The sequence below is a fragment of the Streptomyces scabichelini genome, from assembly GCF_011045015.1.
Lineage (GTDB): Bacteria > Actinomycetota > Actinomycetes > Streptomycetales > Streptomycetaceae > Streptomyces > Streptomyces scabichelini.
Map to the genome: position 1 here is coordinate 19764 of NZ_JAAKZY010000102.1, position 16238 is coordinate 36001.

Consider the following 16238-nt stretch of genomic DNA (forward strand, 5'->3'; position numbering starts at 1 on the left):
ACGATGGAAGGGACGACCATGGACGGCTTCACCTCGGATCCCGGCGAGCTGAAGAAGGCGTTCTCCGGATTCCCCTCAGGAGTCGCGGCCCTTTCGGCACGCGTCCACGGCGACCCGACGGTCATGATCGTCTCGTCGTTCGCCGTCGGGGTCTCCTACAACCCGCCCATGGTCTCCTTCGCCGCCCAGCACAGCTCGACGACCTGGCCGGTCCTGTCGCGCGCGCAGGCGATCGGGATCTCCGTCCTGGGCGAGGAACACAGCGACAAGGCCCGGCAACTCGCGTCCCGCAGCAAGGCGGGCCGGTTCGCGGACCTCGGCACGGTGGAAGCGGCATCCGGCGCGATGTTCCTCGAAGGCGCACCGGTCTGGCTGGAGTGCACCGTCGAGCACAGCTACCCGGCCGGCGATCACGACATCATCGTGCTGCGCGTGCTCGCCATGATGTCCGACGACGACCGCAATCCGCTCGTCTGGCACCGTCAGACGCTCAAGATGCTGGGCAGTTGAGGCGGCCTGGCCGCGGTCCGGCCGATGTCCTCGACGTCCACTCCGGGGAGCAGCCTGCCGTCCTTGAGCGGATTGATGCATCAACTTATTTTGGTTACTTTGTGGATGCATCAATCACCCGGCTCCCGTGATCGCAAACTCGCAGCCGAGTGCTGGGACGGTGGCTCCCTTCAGTTGCCCGGTGTCAAGGAGGACAAGTGACGATCAAGGTCATCGACGTACCTGAAGCAGGCCGCTACGAAGCACGGGTGGACGGGGATTCCGCCGCTGTCGCGGGCTTCGCGCAGTACATCCGTACGGCGGAACTGATCGCGTTCGTCCACACCGAGGTGGCGCCGGAGCACGAGGGCAAGGGCGTGGGTTCCGAACTTGCTCGGACCTCCCTGGACGAGGCACGCGCCGCGGGACTGCGCGTGCTGGCCACCTGCCCCTTCTACGCAACCTGGATCAGCCGCCACGCCGAGTACGCCGACCTGCTGTACCAAGCCCGGAGCAAGGTCGGCGACTGACCGGCTGCAAACCCAGTGAGGGAGACAGGCATGAGCGGCAAACCCCTGCGGAAGGCATACAAGGCGCCGGGCATCACCGTGACTTTCGAGGCGAGACTCTGTCTGCACGCCGCAGAATGCATCAACGGCCTGCCGGAGGTCTTCGACCCCGACAGGCGCCCGTGGATCCAGCCGGACGCCGCCCCGGCCGACCGCCTGACCGAAGTGGTACGCCGCTGCCCATCGGGCGCGCTGCAGTACGAGCTGATAAACGGCGCGACGGAGATCGCGGACCGGCCCACCCAGATCACCCGGACCCAAGTCGGGCAGCTGATCGTGCGTGGCGAACTGTCGTTGGTCACGGAGGAGGGGACGCGCACCGAGACCAGAGTCACCCTGTGCGGCTGCGGGCAAAGCCAACTGCAGCCGTTCTGCGACCACTCGGGCGTCTGCGGCCATTGAGACCGGCGGCGACCGCCTCCCTTGTCCCGGCCCGGCCCGGCCCACCAGCACCCCTCATGGGGTCATGACGATTCGCGTACGACTAGCTCGGTGGGAAGTGTGACGCGCCGGCGCGGCTCCTCGGGACTGCCGATCTCCTCCAGAAGGATGTGGGCGATCATGCTGCCGATCTCCTCCACGGGCTGACGCACGGTGCTGAGGGGCGGATTGGTGTGCCGGGCGATGATGGAGTCGTCGAACCCGACCACGGCCACGTCGTCGGGGACGCCCCTCTCTTGCCTGCGCAGTTCCGCCAGGGCCCCCGCCGCCATGACGTCCGAGGCGACGAACACGGCGTCGAGCTCGGGGACTTGTTCAAGGAGTGAACGCATCGCCGCTTTACCGCCCTCCTCGGTGAAGTCGCCCGAGGCCACGAGGCGGTCGGTGGCGTCGTGGCCCGCCTTCTCGAGAGCCTCGCGCCAGCCCTGGAGTCTGCTGCGCGCTACGTCCATGTCGAGCGGTCCGCTGATGGTGGCGACGGTCCGCCGTCCCCGCGCGAGGAGGTGGTTGACGGCCGCTGCGGCCCCGCCCGCGTTGTCGGAGTGCACGTGGCTGAGCGACTCGTCGGGGGAACGGCGCCCGGCGAGCACCGTGGGCAGCCCCATGTCCTCCAGCAGCCCCGGCAGCGGGTCGTGCTCGTGCACCGAGACCAGGAGCACCCCGTCGACACGCCGTTCCGCGACCGACTCGGTGAGCTGGTCACGCTCGGCCTGGTCGCGTACGAGCATCAGTTGGAGCTGCGTGCGGGTCTCCGCGAGGGCGGCGCTCACCCCGCGGATGACCGCCGAGAAGTAGGGCTCCGAGCCCAGTCGGCTCTCCGACTCGGGGATCACCAGGGCCACGGAGTTCGTCCTGCGCGTCACCAGGCCCCGGGCAACCGAGTTCGGAACGTAGTTCAGCTCGGCGATGGCGGCGAGCACGGCGGCCCTGGCCTTCTCACTGACGAGCTCGGAGCCGTTGATGACTCGTGAAACCGTGGTGCGTCCGACACCGGCGCGCGCGGCCACGGTCTTGATGGTCGGGCGTTGCCTGTCCCCCACGACGCCTCCCTCGCTCAGCGATGCCCGGACGGCTTCCACCTGCGCATTGTGCCAGACCTGCGGAGAGCGCCCGCAGGTTCCGGGCGTGGGCTCACGACATCTCTCGGCAACGAAGTGGCTTCAACTTCTTGACAGACACCTTTGGTGGCGGCGAGGCTGCGAGCTCTTGAGTGGGCACGTTCCCATCGCTGTTTGGGAACGTACCCACCGGACAAATCGTGCCTACGGAGCCCACCGTGTGGCTCGAACTCCGGTGCGTCAGCGCCGCCGCTAGGAGGACGAAATGGACAAGTTCCGAAGGAAGTTGCGTACCAAAGCCGTGACCGCCGTGTCGGCTGTGTCAGCTCTCGGCCTGGTCGTGGGCTGCGGGGGCAGCAGCGACGGTGGGACCGGTGGGGGGAAGAAGGACGGCAAGGTCACCATCACCATGGGGCTGTACGGCGTCATGGGCTTCAAGGAGACCGGTCTGCTCGACAAGTACATGAAGGAAAACCCGAACGTCGTCATCAAGGCGGACGTCGCGGGCGACGAGCAGACCTACTACACCGCCCTGCAGACCCATTTGGCCGCCGGCAGCGGACTGAAGGACATCCAGGGCATAGAGATTGGTAGGGCCAAGGAACTGTCCGACACCCAGAAGGACAAGTTCGTCGATCTGGCCGGTACGGCCGGGACGGACCACTTCCTTCCGTGGAAGCAGAATCAGGTCACCGCCGAGGACAAGAAGGTCATCGGCCTCGGCACCGACATCGGCCCGATGGCGGTCTGCTACCGCAAGGACCTCTTCGAGCAGGCCGGCCTGCCCACCGAACGCGACGAGGTCGCCAAGCTGTGGGAGGGCGACTGGTCGAAGTACGTCGACGCGGGCAAGCGGTTCAAGGAGAAGTCGAAGGACGACAAGGTCGCCTTCATGGACAGCTCCAGCGGGCTGTTCAACGCCATGATCTACGGCGACTCCCAGCAGTTCTACGACAAGGAGGGCGAGCTGATCTACGCCAAGAACCCTGTCGTGAAGGACGCGTGGAAGCTGGCCTCCGAGGCGGCCACGTCCGATCTGACCGCGAAGCTCCGCCAGTTCCAGCCCGGTTGGGACCCCGGTCTGGCCAACAGCTCCTTCGCCAGCACCGTCTGCCCGGCGTGGATGCTCGCGCACATCAGCGAGAAGGCGGGACCGAAGAACAAGGGCAAGTGGGACGTCGCCAAGGCGCCCAAGGGCGCCAACTGGGGCGGATCGTTCCTCGGGGTGATGGAGAAGAGCCCCGTCAAGCAGGAGGCGCAGGAGCTCGTCGCCTGGCTCACCGCCCCCGAGCAGCAGGCCTACCTCTTCAAGGAGATCGGCAACTTCCCCTCGTCGCAGGCCGCGTTGGAGATGCCCGAAGTGGTCGACGCCAAGTCGGACTACTTCGGTGGCGCACCCATCGGGAAGATCTTCGGCGCAGCGGCCCAGGAGGTCCCGGACGAGCAGGTGCTCGGCCGCAAGGACGGCACCATCAAGGACATCTTCTCGCAGGGCCTGGCCTTGATCGAGGCGCAGAACAAGAGCCCGAACGAGGCGTGGAAGACCACTGACAAGCGCATCGAGAAGGCCGCCGGCTGACGAGCGCTTCGCTGGAAGTCCGGTGCGTCCGTCGGCCGCGGGTCCGTCGTGGCTGGTCGCGCAGTTCCCCGCGCCCCTTTGGGGGCGCTGCCGAACCGCACGGACTTCGCCGGACCCGCTTAGGGCCCCCGTTCGCCCGGCGCCCCACGCACGGCCCGTGTGGGCCGCCGGGCCCTGCCCGCCTCCTCACCCCTCCAGGAAGGACGCCTTCCGGTGGCCATCTCCACCTCGACACCCGCAGACGGTGCGCCCGGCACCGGCGCGGAGCGTCAGCGTCGCCGTACGCTGCTGCACCGCCTCGACGTCCGGGGCGCGCCGTACGCCTTCATCGCCCCGTTCTTCGTCGTCTTCGCCGCCTTCAGCTTCTACCCGCTCATCTACACCTCGTGGATCTCGCTGCACCGCGTCGAACTGTCGACCCTGAACCTCATGGAGTGGGTCGGCTTCGACAACTACACGGCGCTCTGGGACGACGACCGCTTCTGGAACGCGCTGCTCAACACCTTCACCATCGGCGTCCTGTCGACCGTGCCGCAGCTGCTGATGGCGCTCGGCCTTGCGCATCTGCTCAACTACCGGCTGCGCGGCTCTACGTTCTTCCGCGTCGCCGCCCTGACGCCGTACGCCACGTCGGTCGGTGCCGCGGCCCTCGTGTTCACGATGATCTTCGAACGCGACTTCGGCATGATCAACTGGATGTTGAGCCTGGTCGGTGTCGACAACATCGACTGGGAGAACAACAAGTGGGCCGCGCAGACGGCCATTTCCTCGATCGTCATCTGGCGCTGGACCGGCTACAACGCCCTGCTCTACCTCGCCGCGATGCAGGCGATTCCTCGCGACCGCTACGAAGCCGCGGCCATCGACGGCGCCTCGCGGTGGCAGCAGTTCCTGAAGGTCACCGTCCCCGGCATCCGTTCCACCATCGTCTTCACCATCGTCCTGTCCACGATCGGCGCCACACAGCTCTTCGGTGAGCCCCTGATCTTCGGCCAGGGCCCGAACGGCATCACGGGGGGAGCGGACAACCAGTACCAGACGCTGGGTCTGCTGCTGTACGAGGAGGGCTGGAAGAACTACCAGATGGGGCGGGCCGCCACAGTCGCCTGGGCGATGTTCCTGCTGCTCATCGTCGTGTTCATCGTCCAACGAGTCGTCAAGCGCGTAATGGCGCGCAAGGCCTGACCGGGAGATCTCCATGACCACAGACAGCATCCCGGTCCAGGCGACGGACGCGCGCCCCGGGGTCGCGAAGAAGGCCCGAAAGGACACACCGCCCGGCGGACGGCGCCGCCAGCTGTTCCGGCATCCGGGTGCAGGACGTCAGCACCACGCGGGTCCCCTCGCCTACATCCTCCTGGGAATCGCGGCGCTGTTCTCGCTCTTCCCGCTGTACTGGACGATGGTGGCGGCGTCGACCGACAACACGCGCGTCACCCAGACGCCTCCGCCGTTCCTGCCGGGACCCCACCTTCTGGAGAACCTCGGCAAGGCCTGGCAGGACGCCGCGCTGGGCAAGGCCATGCTCAACAGCCTGATCGTGGCCGGGGTGATCGCCCTGTCCACGGTGCTGTTCGCCACCCTCGCCGGCTTCGCGTTCGCCAAACTGCGCTTCAAGGGCCGCAACATCCTGCTGATGCTCGTGATCGGCACGATGATGGTGCCGCCGCAGCTCGGCGTCGTACCGCTGTTCATGATGATGACCGAGCTGGGCTGGGGCCAGAAGCTGCCCGCCGTCATCTTCCCCACGCTCGTCAGTGCCGTCGGCGTGTTCTTCATGCGGCAGTACCTGTCCGAGGCGCTGCCCGACGAACTCGTCGAGGCCGGGCGGGTGGACGGTGCGCACTCCCTGCGCATCTTCTGGAGCATCGTGCTGCCGATCGCCCGGCCTCCCATGGCCGTGCTGTTCATGATCACGTTCGTGCACGCCTGGAACGACTTCTTCTGGCCCTTCATCGTGCTCGACATGAGCAATCCAACGGTGCCCGTCGCCCTCACCCAGCTCAGCGCGGGATACGTGCGTGACCAGTCGCTGATCATGGCAGGCGCGCTGCTCGGCACGCTGCCCCTGCTCGCCATGTTCATCGTCTTCGGCCGTCAGATCGTCGGCGGAATCATGCAGGGAGCGGTCAAGGGATGAATGCCGTGCCGTCCCCCTGTTGCCGCGGCCCTCCGACGCCCGCCACCTGGCTTCGCCTCTCCCACGCCGCCCTACATCTGGAAGGACCCACGTGACCACCGCAACCCGACGTGTCGCGCCCGCCCCGGAGAACACCACCGTCATGAGGTTCCCGCAGGGATTCACCTGGGGCGCGGCGACCGCCGCGTACCAGATCGAGGGCGCCGCCTCCGCCGACGGACGCACCCCTTCGATCTGGGACACCTACTCGCACACGCCCGGCAGGGTGCGCAACGGCGACACCGGTGACGTCGCCACCGACCACTACCACCGCTGGCGCGAGGACGTCGCGATCATGGCCGACCTCGGAGTGAGTGCCTACCGGTTCTCCCTGTCGTGGCCGCGTGTGCAGCCGACCGGGCGCGGCCCGGCTGTCGAGAAGGGACTCGACTTCTATCGCGCCCTGACCGACGCACTGCTCGAGAAGGGCATCGAGCCAGTCGTCACGCTCTACCACTGGGACCTGCCCCAGGAACTGGAGGACGCGGGCGGCTGGCCGGAGCGCGCCACCGCCGACCGGTTCGCCGACTACGCGACCCTGGCGGCCCGTGCGCTGGGTGACCGGGTGAAGACCTGGACCACCCTCAACGAGCCCTGGTGCAGCGCCTTCCTCGGATACGGCTCGGGTGTCCACGCGCCCGGGCGCACCGACCCGGTCGCGGCCCTGCGCGCGGCGCACCACCTCAACCTCGCCCATGGCAAGGCCGTTCAGGCGCTGCGTGCCGAACTGCCCGCCCGCGCACAGGCGTCCATCACACTCAACTTCCACCACGTCCGCGCACTCACCGAGGCCGCCGAGGACCTCGACGCGGCCCGGCGGATCGACGCACTGGCCAACCGCGTCTTCACCGGCCCTGTGCTGGAAGGCCAGTACCCCCAGGACCTCCTCCAGGACACGGCGAGCCTGACCGACTGGTCCTTCGTACGGGACGGCGACACCGCCACGATCCATCAGCCGCTGGACTTCCTGGGCGTCAACTACTACACACCCACGCTCGTTTCCGCCGCCACCCCCGGCAAGGTCAGCCACGGTTCCGACGGCCACGGGATGAGTGAGCACAGCCCCTGGCCGGGCGCCGACGTCGCCTTCCACCGGCCGCCGGGCAGCACCACCGCGATGGGCTGGGCGGTCGACGCCAGCGCTCTGTACGACCTGCTGACGCGGCTCAAGGCGGACTTCCCCGCGATGCCTCTGATGATCACCGAGAACGGGGCCGCGTTCGACGACTACGTGAACCCGGAGGGCGAGGTGGTCGACCCCGAACGCATCGCCTACCTCCACGGCCATCTGTCGGCCGTGCACCGGGCGATCGTGGCCGGCGTCGACGTCCGGGGCTACTTCCTGTGGTCTCTGCTGGACAACTTCGAGTGGGGCTACGGCTACAGCAAACGCTTCGGTGCCGTCTACGTCGACTACCCGACCGGCAAGCGCATCCCCAAGGCCAGCGCGCGGTGGTACGCCGATGTGGTCCGCACCGGCATCCTGCCGGAGGGGAGCGACGGGAACCCGTAAGCACGGACTGCCACGTATGTAGGGCAGTAGGCAGGAACTGACAGACGATCACCCGTTTCCGGTGCGCGGGATACACGCCGTCCCGCGTCCCGCGCACCGTAACGGGTGCAGCTCCTTGCCTCCACGGTGCCCTCATTTTCGTCCAAGCGTCGTCGATCTTTGTCCATGGCCCGGATCCGCCGCCAGGGGTGAGCGTGGACCCATGAGCGAAGTCGGGGTCGGGGACACGGGGTTCCTGCTGGAGCGGCGACGGATGCCGAGTGGACTTGTCGCGCTGGCACTCGGCGGTTTCGGCATCGGTCTGACCGAGTTCCTGATCGCCGGGCTGCTGCCGCAGGTGGCGTCGAGTTTCGCGGTGTCCGAGGCGGCCGCGGGCTGGCTGATCTCCGGGTACGCGTTGAGTGTCGCGATCGGCGCGATCGTGCTGACCGCGGCGACGGCGCGGCTGCCCCGCAAGGCGATCCTGGTCTGCCTGGTGGCGTTGTTCGTCATCGGCAACCTGTTGTCCGCCGTCGCACCCAGCTATTCCGTGATGCTGCTCGGGCGGATCGTCGCGGCGTTGTGCCACGGTTCGTTCTTCGGTATCGGCTCGCTGGTCGCTCGCAGTCTGGTCGCGCCGGAGAAGAAGTCCCGCGCGGTGGCCGTCATGTTCGCCGGGCTGACGGTTGCGAACGTGCTGGGCGTGCCGTTCGGTGCGCTGGTCGGTGAGCGTTGGGGCTGGCGGGCGGCGTTCTGGGCGGTCACCGCAATCGGCGTGCTCGCGCTGGCGGGAATCGTCGCCTTCGTCCCCGGCTGGGCCGGAGAAACGCGGCCACCTGCAATGACGGGCCGCACCGATCCGATACCGCCCACCGACTTGCGCACCCAGTTCCGGGCGTTCCGGTCCTGGCAGGTCTGGCTGACCCTGACGGCCACCGCGCTCAGCTACGGCGGGATGTTCGGTGCGTTCAGCTACATCGCCTACACGTTCACCGAGGTCAGTGGCTTCTCCCAAGCCGATGTCGCCTGGCTGCTGATGGTGTACGGCGTCGGCCTGGTCGTCGGGAACCTGATCGGCGGGCGAGCGGCCGACCGTGACCGTGACCGCGCCCTGGTCCTCGCCCTGCTCGGACTCACCATCACCCTGGCCGCGTTCGGGCTGCTGGCCGGCAGCGCCACCGCGTCGGTGATCCTGGTGTTTCTGATGGGGGTGACCGGGTTCGCCGGCGTGCCCGGCATGATTACCCGCGTCACCGACTTCGCCCACGGGGCGGCGCTGGCCGCCAGCGCAAACGTGTCCGCGTCCAACATCGGCAACGCGCTTGGCGCCTGGCTCGGGGGCCTGGCCATCACCGCGGGCCTCGGCTACACGGCGCCGCTCTACGTCGGCGCCGGCATCGCCCTGATCTCCGTCCTCGTCATGGCCGTTGCCGCACACCAGGCCAGGTCTGTCACGCACGAGACCGACCCCTCCATGTGACCGGATGCCGGTCAGGCGTCGAGAACCAGGTTCGACCAAGACGATCGCCGGCCGCAGAGCGGGACTGTCCCTGTGACCAGGATCGTCAGCAGGCACCAGGCAACGTACGTGACCTGCACTGATGCCAGCTAACCTCAGCAGCCGGAAACCCGATCCCGCAGCGGGCTGGCGGACCTGTCCGCCAACTGCGTGTACGCACCGTTCCAGGTCTACAGGAAGTCCCCGGGTGGGCCCGGCTCCGCCTTCACCACCGCCGAGGTGGCCGCGCTGCGTCCCCTGGTGTCGGCGGGAGGGAGTTTGGCAGGGCCGGGCGCCGGCTGGCGGGCTTCGACGTGCCGATGCCGGCATCCGGGCCGCAGGCGTCACCGAGCCCTGCCCTCTGCTGGTCCCCGTACGAACTCAGGACACCTCCCTGCTGCCCGAGGAGCGTCTGAGGCCCGCTCACACGCAGTGGGGCCTGCTGACCGCGCACGGCGTCCTTCGCGACCGCGACCTGCTCATCACCGCCCGCTCCGGGGCCTATGGGCCTATTACGCGGCGATCACAACACTTACGCCCACTTCCTTCAGCGGTCTCCTGCACTGATCACCTGGGCGGCCATCACCCTGATGACACGCCGCCTGACCCAGCCGACCCGCCAGGCTCTCGGCGGCCAGCCCAATGCTTCGGCCTGAAACCCTGCTGGCCAGAGCCTGTTCCGATCACCTGGCCACGCTCCTACGGCGGCCAGACATGTCAGCCCCTGCGCTGTCCGGGCTCCGTGATCGGGCCGCCCATTTGACCGGATGCCGCCTCCGTTTTACTCTCGAATGCGTACGGAGGCAGCATCCGTTTTGATGCGGCCGCACGATCACGGCAGGCAGGAGGGCGCATGAGCGCCGTCGAACAGCGCGGACGCAAGCCCCGCGCGGACGTCCAGCGCAACCGCGCCGCCCTCCTGGAGACCGCGCAGCGTCACTTCCTGCAGCACGGGGTCGGCACCTCCCTCGAGGCGGTGGCCAAGGAGGCGGGCGTCGGGCCCGGCACCCTGTACCGGCACTTCCCCACCCGGGAGGCACTGCTGGCGGCCGTGCTGCAGACCCGCTCCGAGGAACTGGTCGCCCGCCAGGCGGACATCGACCAGCTCGGCGACCCCGCCCAGGCACTGGAACAGTGGCTGCGGGCGATGGAGGAGTACTTCAGCGCCTTCAGCGGCCTGCCGGACCCGCTCATGGCCGCGGCCCGGGCCCAGGAACCGGACAACCCGCTCACCATCCCCTGCGACATCCTCATCACCGCCACCGATCAGTACGTACGAGCCGCACAGCTCACCGGGCACGTACGCGACTCGGTACGGGGCAACGACCTGTTCCTCGCGGCCTGCTCCATTGCCTGGATCAAGGGCACCGGCACCGAGGAGGAGCCCCTCGACCGGCTCCGCACCCTCATCGCCAGCGGCTACCGCCAGCGGGACACCCAGGCGTAACCAAACATCCCACCCCGCCTCGCAACGCCACGCGGCACCACGCCGGCACACTGGCCGACTCCTGGCGCCAGCAGCCCAACAGCCCCGCCTACTGCACCGAACTGACCCTCGACGAACTGCCGGCGGCCCTGGCCGCGGCCGACCGCGCCAAGGACGCCCGCGTCCGCGACAGCCTCCCGGAACGATTCGCCGCCCTCGGTGCCAATCCCACCGTCGACGACGTCGTCGAGATGAACCGCGCCGCCCACCGCTGACTCACCCGACGCGGCTCTCGGGCACGCAACAGCACGAGAGCGGCAGCGCCGGCACGCCACGAACACACAAGACGAACACGAAGAGCGGCGCTCACTTCTGCAAGGTCGTCATCACCCACTTACACCACCGCGTCCGCGGCCGGCCCGCAGCCCCGGTCGCGCGGCAGGGACCAAGCCCGGGAGCCCCGATCACCGAAACCGGGGTTCCGTTCCGGACAAGGAGTTTCACCATGAAGATCGGCATTCTCGGCACCGGGAACATCGGCAAGACGTTGACCAGGCGGTTGAGCGCGGCCGGGCACGAGGTGAAGGCGGCCAATTCGCGCGGCCCGGAGACGATCGAGGCGGATGTGCTGTCCTCGGGCGGACGCGCAGTGACAGCGGCGGAAGCCGTAGCGGACGTCGACGCCGTGATCCTCTCCATTCCCTTCGCCCGCATTCCGCAGGTCGCACCACTGATAGCCAAGGTGCCGGCTGACACGGTTGTCATCGACACGTCGAACTACTTCCCGCATCGGGACAGCGGAGTCGCGGCGATCGAGGCCGGCCAGGCCGAGAGCGTGTGGGCTGCCAAGCAGTTGGGCCGGCCCATCGTCAAGGCGTGGAACTCGATCGGAGCCGAGTCGTTCGCGCACAGGAACAAGCCAGCGGGAAGTGCGGACCGCATCTCGCTCCCCGTCGCGGCCGACAGTCCGCGAGAGCGTGACCTGGCCATGGCACTCGTTGAGGACACCGGGTTCGACGCCTTTGATGCGGGGCCGCTCGCGGAATCGTGGCGACAGCAGCCCGGCACACCCGCCTACTGCACGGATCTCACCCGTCAGGAGCTGCCGGACGCACTGGCGAGGGCCGACGCGGCGCGATCACCGAAGCGGCGCGACCTCGGGCTCGCCGTGGTCCAGGAACGCTTCGGGGCCGGTACGCAACCGGACGCGGAATACCTTGTCCGCCTGAACCGCGCAATTTCCATGTGAGGAGGGACGGGGGCTGACGCGGTGACCCGTCAGAGGCCCTCTTGTCTCGCCCCCCCGTCTCCAGCTGCTCCGCGACGAACTCCGCCACCCCCCGGCGGCACGTCGGCCGGCCAGCCGGAGAAACTCCTCCAGCTCCTGAACGGACGGCTCGCCGGCGAAGCGCGCGTACCGGGCCTTCTGCTCTCCTGGAAGGTAGTCAACTGCCACAGCCATGACGCTAGGCAACAGACACCTCACCAGTCCCACTAGGCCCGGTGATCGTCTCGCGGCCAGATCCACCTAGGGTCCGCAGCTCCTTCTTGTGCACGGTCTCCATGGTGGCCGGCCGGGGAGGACCGTCGGTCCATGGATAGGTGATCCTCTCCCGCCCCCGCCGATACACCCCCATAGTCGAGACTGCCGGGCGCGCCCGGCCCCTGCGGCGAAGGAGAGTATCGCCGAGGCCAACGGCGCCTACGACCAGGTGCGGGCCATGCTGAGCGGCGCCAAGGCCTGATCCAGCAACGCACAAAATGGAGAGCCGAACGTGAAACCCACGCATGAAGACATCGTCGAAATCAGCATGGCCCTGGCGCTGTGGGCGCACATCATGGACGACCACGAACTGGACCGTCTCGGCGAATGCCTCACCGAGGACGCGGTGTGGGACGGCAGCGTCTTCGGCGGCGACCCGGTCGTCGGGCTGGACGCGATCGCGACCTTCATGAACGCCCCCGGACACGCGAAAGCCCACCACACGACGAACATCGTCGTGTCGGAAGGCCCGGGCGACGAGGTGCGGGCCCGATCCAAAGGTCTGAGCCTGCTGGAGGGCGGCGGTGTCGCCAGCGTCGTCTACGCCGACGACCTGCGACGCACCGATGACGGCTGGCGCATTTCCCGGCGGGTCATCCATCTCACGTGGCCACATCGCCGCTAGGTGTGCTGTTCGAGCACGTTGGTGACTGCACTGCGGTCTTGCATGGCGGCGCTCCACGTGCGGACGCGGGCGTGGGGTCGGCGGTAGATGTCGCAGTCTGATCCCCCAGGTCCGGGTCGGGCTTCGCGACGTCGACGAGGAGGACTTCGTCGTTGGGACACGAGCAGGCTAACGCCGTACGCGCGGCATCCCCAGACCGATCCACGAGATGATTTCGCGCTGGATCTCGTTGTTCCCGCCGCCGAAGGTGAAGATCACGGCCGAGCGGTAGCCGCGCTCCAGCTCGCCGTGGAGCACCGTGCCCGCCGAGCCCTCCTTGAGGACTCCTGCCGCCGCGACGACTTCCATGAGCCAGGCGTAGGCGTCGCGGCGTGCCTCGGAGCCGTACACCTTCACGGCGGAGGCGTCCTGCGGGGTGAGGATGCCCTCCTGGACGGCGGTCACCATCTGCCAGTTGAGGAGCTTCATCGCGTCGAGCCTGGTGTGGGTCCGGGCGAGGAGGCGGCGTACCCAGGGCAGGTCGACGACGCGGCGGCCGTCGGCGAGCTTGGTCTCCATGGCCCAGCGCTGCACATCGTGCAGGGCGCGGATGGCCATGGTGCCGTGCGCGGCGAGCGTGACGCGCTCGTGGTTGAGCTGGTTGGTGATCAGCCGCCAGCCCTTGTTCTCCTCGCCGACCCGGCGGGAGACGGGGACGCGGATGTTCTCGTAGTAGCTCGCAGTGGTGTCGTGCGAGGCGAGCGTGTTGATCAGGGTGCAGGAGTAGCCGGGGTCGGAGGTCGGCACGAGGAGCATGGTGATGCCCTTGTGCGGTGGGGCGTCGGGGTCGGTGCGCACCGCGAGCCACACCCAGTCCGCCGTATCACCGTTCGTCGTCCAGATCTTCTGCCCGTTGACGATGTACTCGTCGCCTTCCCGTACGGCCCTGGTCTTGAGCGCGGCCAGGTCCGTGCCCGCGTCGGGCTCGCTGTAGCCGATCGCGAAGTCGATCTCGCCGGAGAGGATCTTCGGCAGGAAGTACGCCTTCTGTTCGTCCGTGCCGAACTGCATGATCGTCGGGCCGACTGTGTTCAGCGCCATCAGCGGCAGGGGTACGCCCGCCTGGGCGGCCTCGTCGAAGAAGATGAACTGCTCCATCGGGCTCAGCCCGCGCCCGCCGTACTCCTTCGGCCAGCCCACCCCGAGCCAGCCGTCGGAGCCGAGCCGGCGGATGGTCTCACGGTAGAACCGCTTCTGCGCGGCCGGATCGCCGTACCGGGCATGGACGTTCTCCGGCACCAACTCGGCGAAGTAGGCGCGCAGTTCGGTGCGCAACTCCTGCTGCTCCGGCGTGTATTCGAGATGCACGGCGCCTCCTGGCTCCCACTGGGCTCCCACTGGCCTGCTGCTCCGGCCGCCCGGTCCGGTCCTGACGGCGCACACCGTAGAACGTGTTCCAGAAATTGGGAACAGATTGGGAACAGACAGGAGCGAGTGCACACGGGAAAGGCCCCCGGACAAAGCGACCGGAGGCCTTTCCCGTTCTCAACCGCTCAGTGCGCCACAGGAGTTGCCTGCGGGGCGCTCCCCTTCCGCTGGGCGGCAGCCGTACGCGGAGCCAGCACGCGCTCCGCGAGGAACCCGAAGACCAGGCCGTACGCGGTCCAGAGGGTCACCTGGATGGCGAGGGCGGCCAGCCGGTACTGCCACAGCAGGGTGCCGGGGAAGCCCTCCGGAACCTCGTTGAACGACGGCAGGAACGCATACGCCAGGCCGACGACGAGGACGAAGAAGGCGCCCGCTGCGAGAGTGGCGTTCCAGTTGCCCAGGCGCGGTGCGAGGCGCTTGCCGAGGATCACCGTGCCGACGGCCAGCAGCACGCTGAGCACGACCATCAGGAAGTACAGCGTGGTCCGCTGGTTGAGGGTGTCGGGGTTGCCGACGGCGGGCGGGTTGGCGGGGTATTTGAGGAACGGGACGACGTAGACGGCGAGCAGGCCCGCGGTCGACAGCAGCAGGGCGCTCGCGCGCGGCCCGAAACGGCCGATCCGGCCGAGCGCGAAGCAGTACGCGAGTGCGGCGATGCCACCGAACGCGACCCCGTAGATGAGGACACCCGTACTCAGCCCGGCGGTGGACTGCATCGTGCGGCTGACGAGTTCCTCGCCGCCGTGCTCGTGGGCGTGGGCCTCCTCGAAGGCGATGGCCGCGTCGACGCGCGGCTCGCCCAGGAAGTAGGCGACGACCAGGGCGAGCAGGCCCGCGGCGAGACCCGCGAGCATGCCACGCACCAGGAGATTTCTGACAGTTGCCGAGTCCATGTGCTCGTACGCTTCCTCGTCGCCCTCAGTGGCAGGGGAAGCCGAGCAGGTGGCGGCCGTCGTGCACCCACTCGTGTACGCCTTCACCGGAGAGCAGGGAGGTGGCGCCCTGCTCGGCGCCGACGAAGTAGAGCAGGACCAGCATCAGGATGCCGAAGAAGACCGCCCAGGGGACGATCGCGCCGATCGGCAGCTTGGCCGGCACGGCGGCCGGTACAGCAGGAGTGGTTGCGGTCGGCTGAGCGATGGACTGGGCCATGGCGGAACCTCCTGGGGAACTCGCGTCCCATCTCGGTGGTGCACAGGACGACGGCCACGGGTCTGACTTGCCCCGGTCTGCACCGCCCCTGGTGGGAGGCGGTCGGTACGGGCTTACAGTGGCGCGACCGTGCCGGATTCTCACCGGCTTCCGTCGAACCGTCGTCAATATCGACGAGACCGTACCGCGAAGCGGGGAGGGGGCCAAGGGCGCACGGGGTGCCGGAGCGTGCGCCGTTACCCTGGTCGCGCCGCCAATTCCCGGTACTGGCAAGGCTTTTGAGCAGGTGTTGAGCACGAGAGTGGGCCGATGACCAGCCGAGTGATGTTGATCTCACCAGCGATCAGTGCCGCGTTGCGGGAGGCGCGTTTCGACGACGGATGCCCCGTCGACGCCGCCGGGTTGCGGCTCGCCGAGACGGCCGCGGGTTCTCTGCCCGCTCCGGACCGGGCCCTGGTCTCCCCCGGCGTGCGCTGCCGCGAGACCGCGGCCGCGCTCGGTCTCGATGCCGCCGCCGAGTCGGAGTTGGCCGGACTGGACGTGGGCCGCTGGCGTGGCGCGACCCTGGCCGAGGTGAGTGCCGACGAGCCGGAGGCGGTCGCGCGATGGCTGGCGGACCCGTCGTACGCCCCGCACGGTGGTGAGTCGGTACGCGGCGCCGACGAAGTAGAGCAGGACCAGCATCAGGATGCCGAAGAAGACCGCCCAGGGGACGATCGCGCCGATCGGCAGCTTGGCCGGCACGGCGGCCGGTACAGCAGGAGTGGTTGCGGTCGGCTG

The 16238-nt window shown here is 68.4% G+C and carries 16 protein-coding genes and 1 riboswitch; of the genes, 12 read left to right on the forward strand and 4 right to left on the reverse strand.

The window, feature by feature from the left end; translation table 11 throughout:
* The first annotated feature begins 3 nt into the window (after nucleotides 1-3).
* From G5C60_RS28200 to G5C60_RS28210, 3 genes are all read left to right on the forward strand, one after another.
* Entirely contained in the window at nucleotides 4-510 is a 507-nt protein-coding gene (locus tag G5C60_RS28200) for a flavin reductase family protein (RefSeq protein WP_165263742.1), read from the forward strand.
* Between the two features lie 197 nt (nucleotides 511-707).
* On the forward strand, nucleotides 708-1019 hold the full coding sequence (locus G5C60_RS28205) for a GNAT family N-acetyltransferase (protein ID WP_165263743.1): 312 nt from the start codon (nucleotides 708-710) through the stop codon (nucleotides 1017-1019).
* Nucleotides 1020-1049: 30 nt separating this feature from the next.
* Nucleotides 1050-1460 (forward strand): (4Fe-4S)-binding protein, encoded by a 411-nt coding sequence (locus G5C60_RS28210; protein WP_165263744.1) that lies wholly within the window; start codon nucleotides 1050-1052, stop codon nucleotides 1458-1460.
* A 62-nt stretch (nucleotides 1461-1522) separates the two neighbouring features.
* Here G5C60_RS28210 and G5C60_RS28215 read toward each other — a convergent pair whose 3' ends face one another.
* The gene (locus tag G5C60_RS28215) at nucleotides 1523-2539 is read right to left on the reverse strand and encodes a substrate-binding domain-containing protein (RefSeq protein WP_165263745.1); all 1017 of its coding nucleotides are present in this window, start codon (nucleotides 2537-2539) and stop codon (nucleotides 1523-1525) included.
* Nucleotides 2540-2822: 283 nt separating this feature from the next.
* Here G5C60_RS28215 and G5C60_RS28220 point away from each other — a divergent pair, with 283 nt between their 5' ends.
* The 8 genes from G5C60_RS28220 (at nucleotide 2823) to G5C60_RS28260 (ending at nucleotide 12899) form a co-directional block, all read left to right on the forward strand.
* Nucleotides 2823-4136: an ABC transporter substrate-binding protein gene (locus G5C60_RS28220; protein ID WP_165263746.1), complete on the forward strand. Its 1314-nt coding sequence runs from the start codon at nucleotides 2823-2825 to the stop codon at nucleotides 4134-4136.
* 213 nt (nucleotides 4137-4349) lie between these two features.
* Nucleotides 4350-5321: an ABC transporter permease subunit gene (locus tag G5C60_RS28225; RefSeq protein WP_165263747.1), complete on the forward strand. Its 972-nt coding sequence runs from the start codon at nucleotides 4350-4352 to the stop codon at nucleotides 5319-5321.
* A 13-nt stretch (nucleotides 5322-5334) separates the two neighbouring features.
* Nucleotides 5335-6276: a carbohydrate ABC transporter permease gene (locus G5C60_RS28230; RefSeq protein WP_165263748.1), complete on the forward strand. Its 942-nt coding sequence runs from the start codon at nucleotides 5335-5337 to the stop codon at nucleotides 6274-6276.
* Nucleotides 6277-6418: 142 nt separating this feature from the next.
* Nucleotides 6419-7828 carry a GH1 family beta-glucosidase gene (locus G5C60_RS28235; RefSeq protein WP_165263759.1) on the forward strand — a complete coding sequence of 470 codons (1410 nt, stop codon included), beginning with the start codon at nucleotides 6419-6421 and terminating at the stop codon, nucleotides 7826-7828.
* A gap of 253 nt (nucleotides 7829-8081) precedes the next feature.
* A complete protein-coding gene (locus G5C60_RS28240) occupies nucleotides 8082-9287 on the forward strand; it encodes an MFS transporter (protein ID WP_165263760.1) in 1206 nt (401 codons plus the stop codon).
* 871 nt (nucleotides 9288-10158) lie between these two features.
* Nucleotides 10159-10752, forward strand: coding sequence for a TetR/AcrR family transcriptional regulator (locus G5C60_RS28245; RefSeq protein WP_165263749.1), 594 nt, complete (start codon nucleotides 10159-10161; stop codon nucleotides 10750-10752).
* Nucleotides 10753-11236: 484 nt separating this feature from the next.
* Nucleotides 11237-11980 carry an NAD(P)-binding domain-containing protein gene (locus G5C60_RS53755; protein ID WP_165263750.1) on the forward strand — a complete coding sequence of 248 codons (744 nt, stop codon included), beginning with the start codon at nucleotides 11237-11239 and terminating at the stop codon, nucleotides 11978-11980.
* A gap of 526 nt (nucleotides 11981-12506) precedes the next feature.
* Entirely contained in the window at nucleotides 12507-12899 is a 393-nt protein-coding gene (locus G5C60_RS28260) for a nuclear transport factor 2 family protein (RefSeq protein WP_165263751.1), read from the forward strand.
* Nucleotides 12900-13067: 168 nt separating this feature from the next.
* Here G5C60_RS28260 and G5C60_RS28265 read toward each other — a convergent pair whose 3' ends face one another.
* From G5C60_RS28265 to G5C60_RS28275, 3 genes are all read right to left on the reverse strand, one after another.
* The gene (locus G5C60_RS28265; protein WP_165263752.1) at nucleotides 13068-14246 is read right to left on the reverse strand and encodes an acyl-CoA dehydrogenase family protein; all 1179 of its coding nucleotides are present in this window, start codon (nucleotides 14244-14246) and stop codon (nucleotides 13068-13070) included.
* A 185-nt stretch (nucleotides 14247-14431) separates the two neighbouring features.
* A complete protein-coding gene (locus G5C60_RS28270) occupies nucleotides 14432-15199 on the reverse strand; it encodes a CbtA family protein (protein WP_165263753.1) in 768 nt (255 codons plus the stop codon).
* Between the two features lie 25 nt (nucleotides 15200-15224).
* The gene (locus G5C60_RS28275) at nucleotides 15225-15458 is read right to left on the reverse strand and encodes a CbtB domain-containing protein (protein ID WP_165263754.1); all 234 of its coding nucleotides are present in this window, start codon (nucleotides 15456-15458) and stop codon (nucleotides 15225-15227) included.
* Nucleotides 15459-15493: 35 nt separating this feature from the next.
* A riboswitch (cobalamin riboswitch) is annotated at nucleotides 15494-15657 on the reverse strand.
* Nucleotides 15658-15767: 110 nt separating this feature from the next.
* On the opposite strand from G5C60_RS28275, the gene G5C60_RS28280 reads away from it, so the two are divergent.
* A partial coding sequence (locus G5C60_RS28280) for a histidine phosphatase family protein (RefSeq protein ID WP_206440103.1) occupies nucleotides 15768-16238 on the forward strand: 471 nt, incomplete at its 3' end.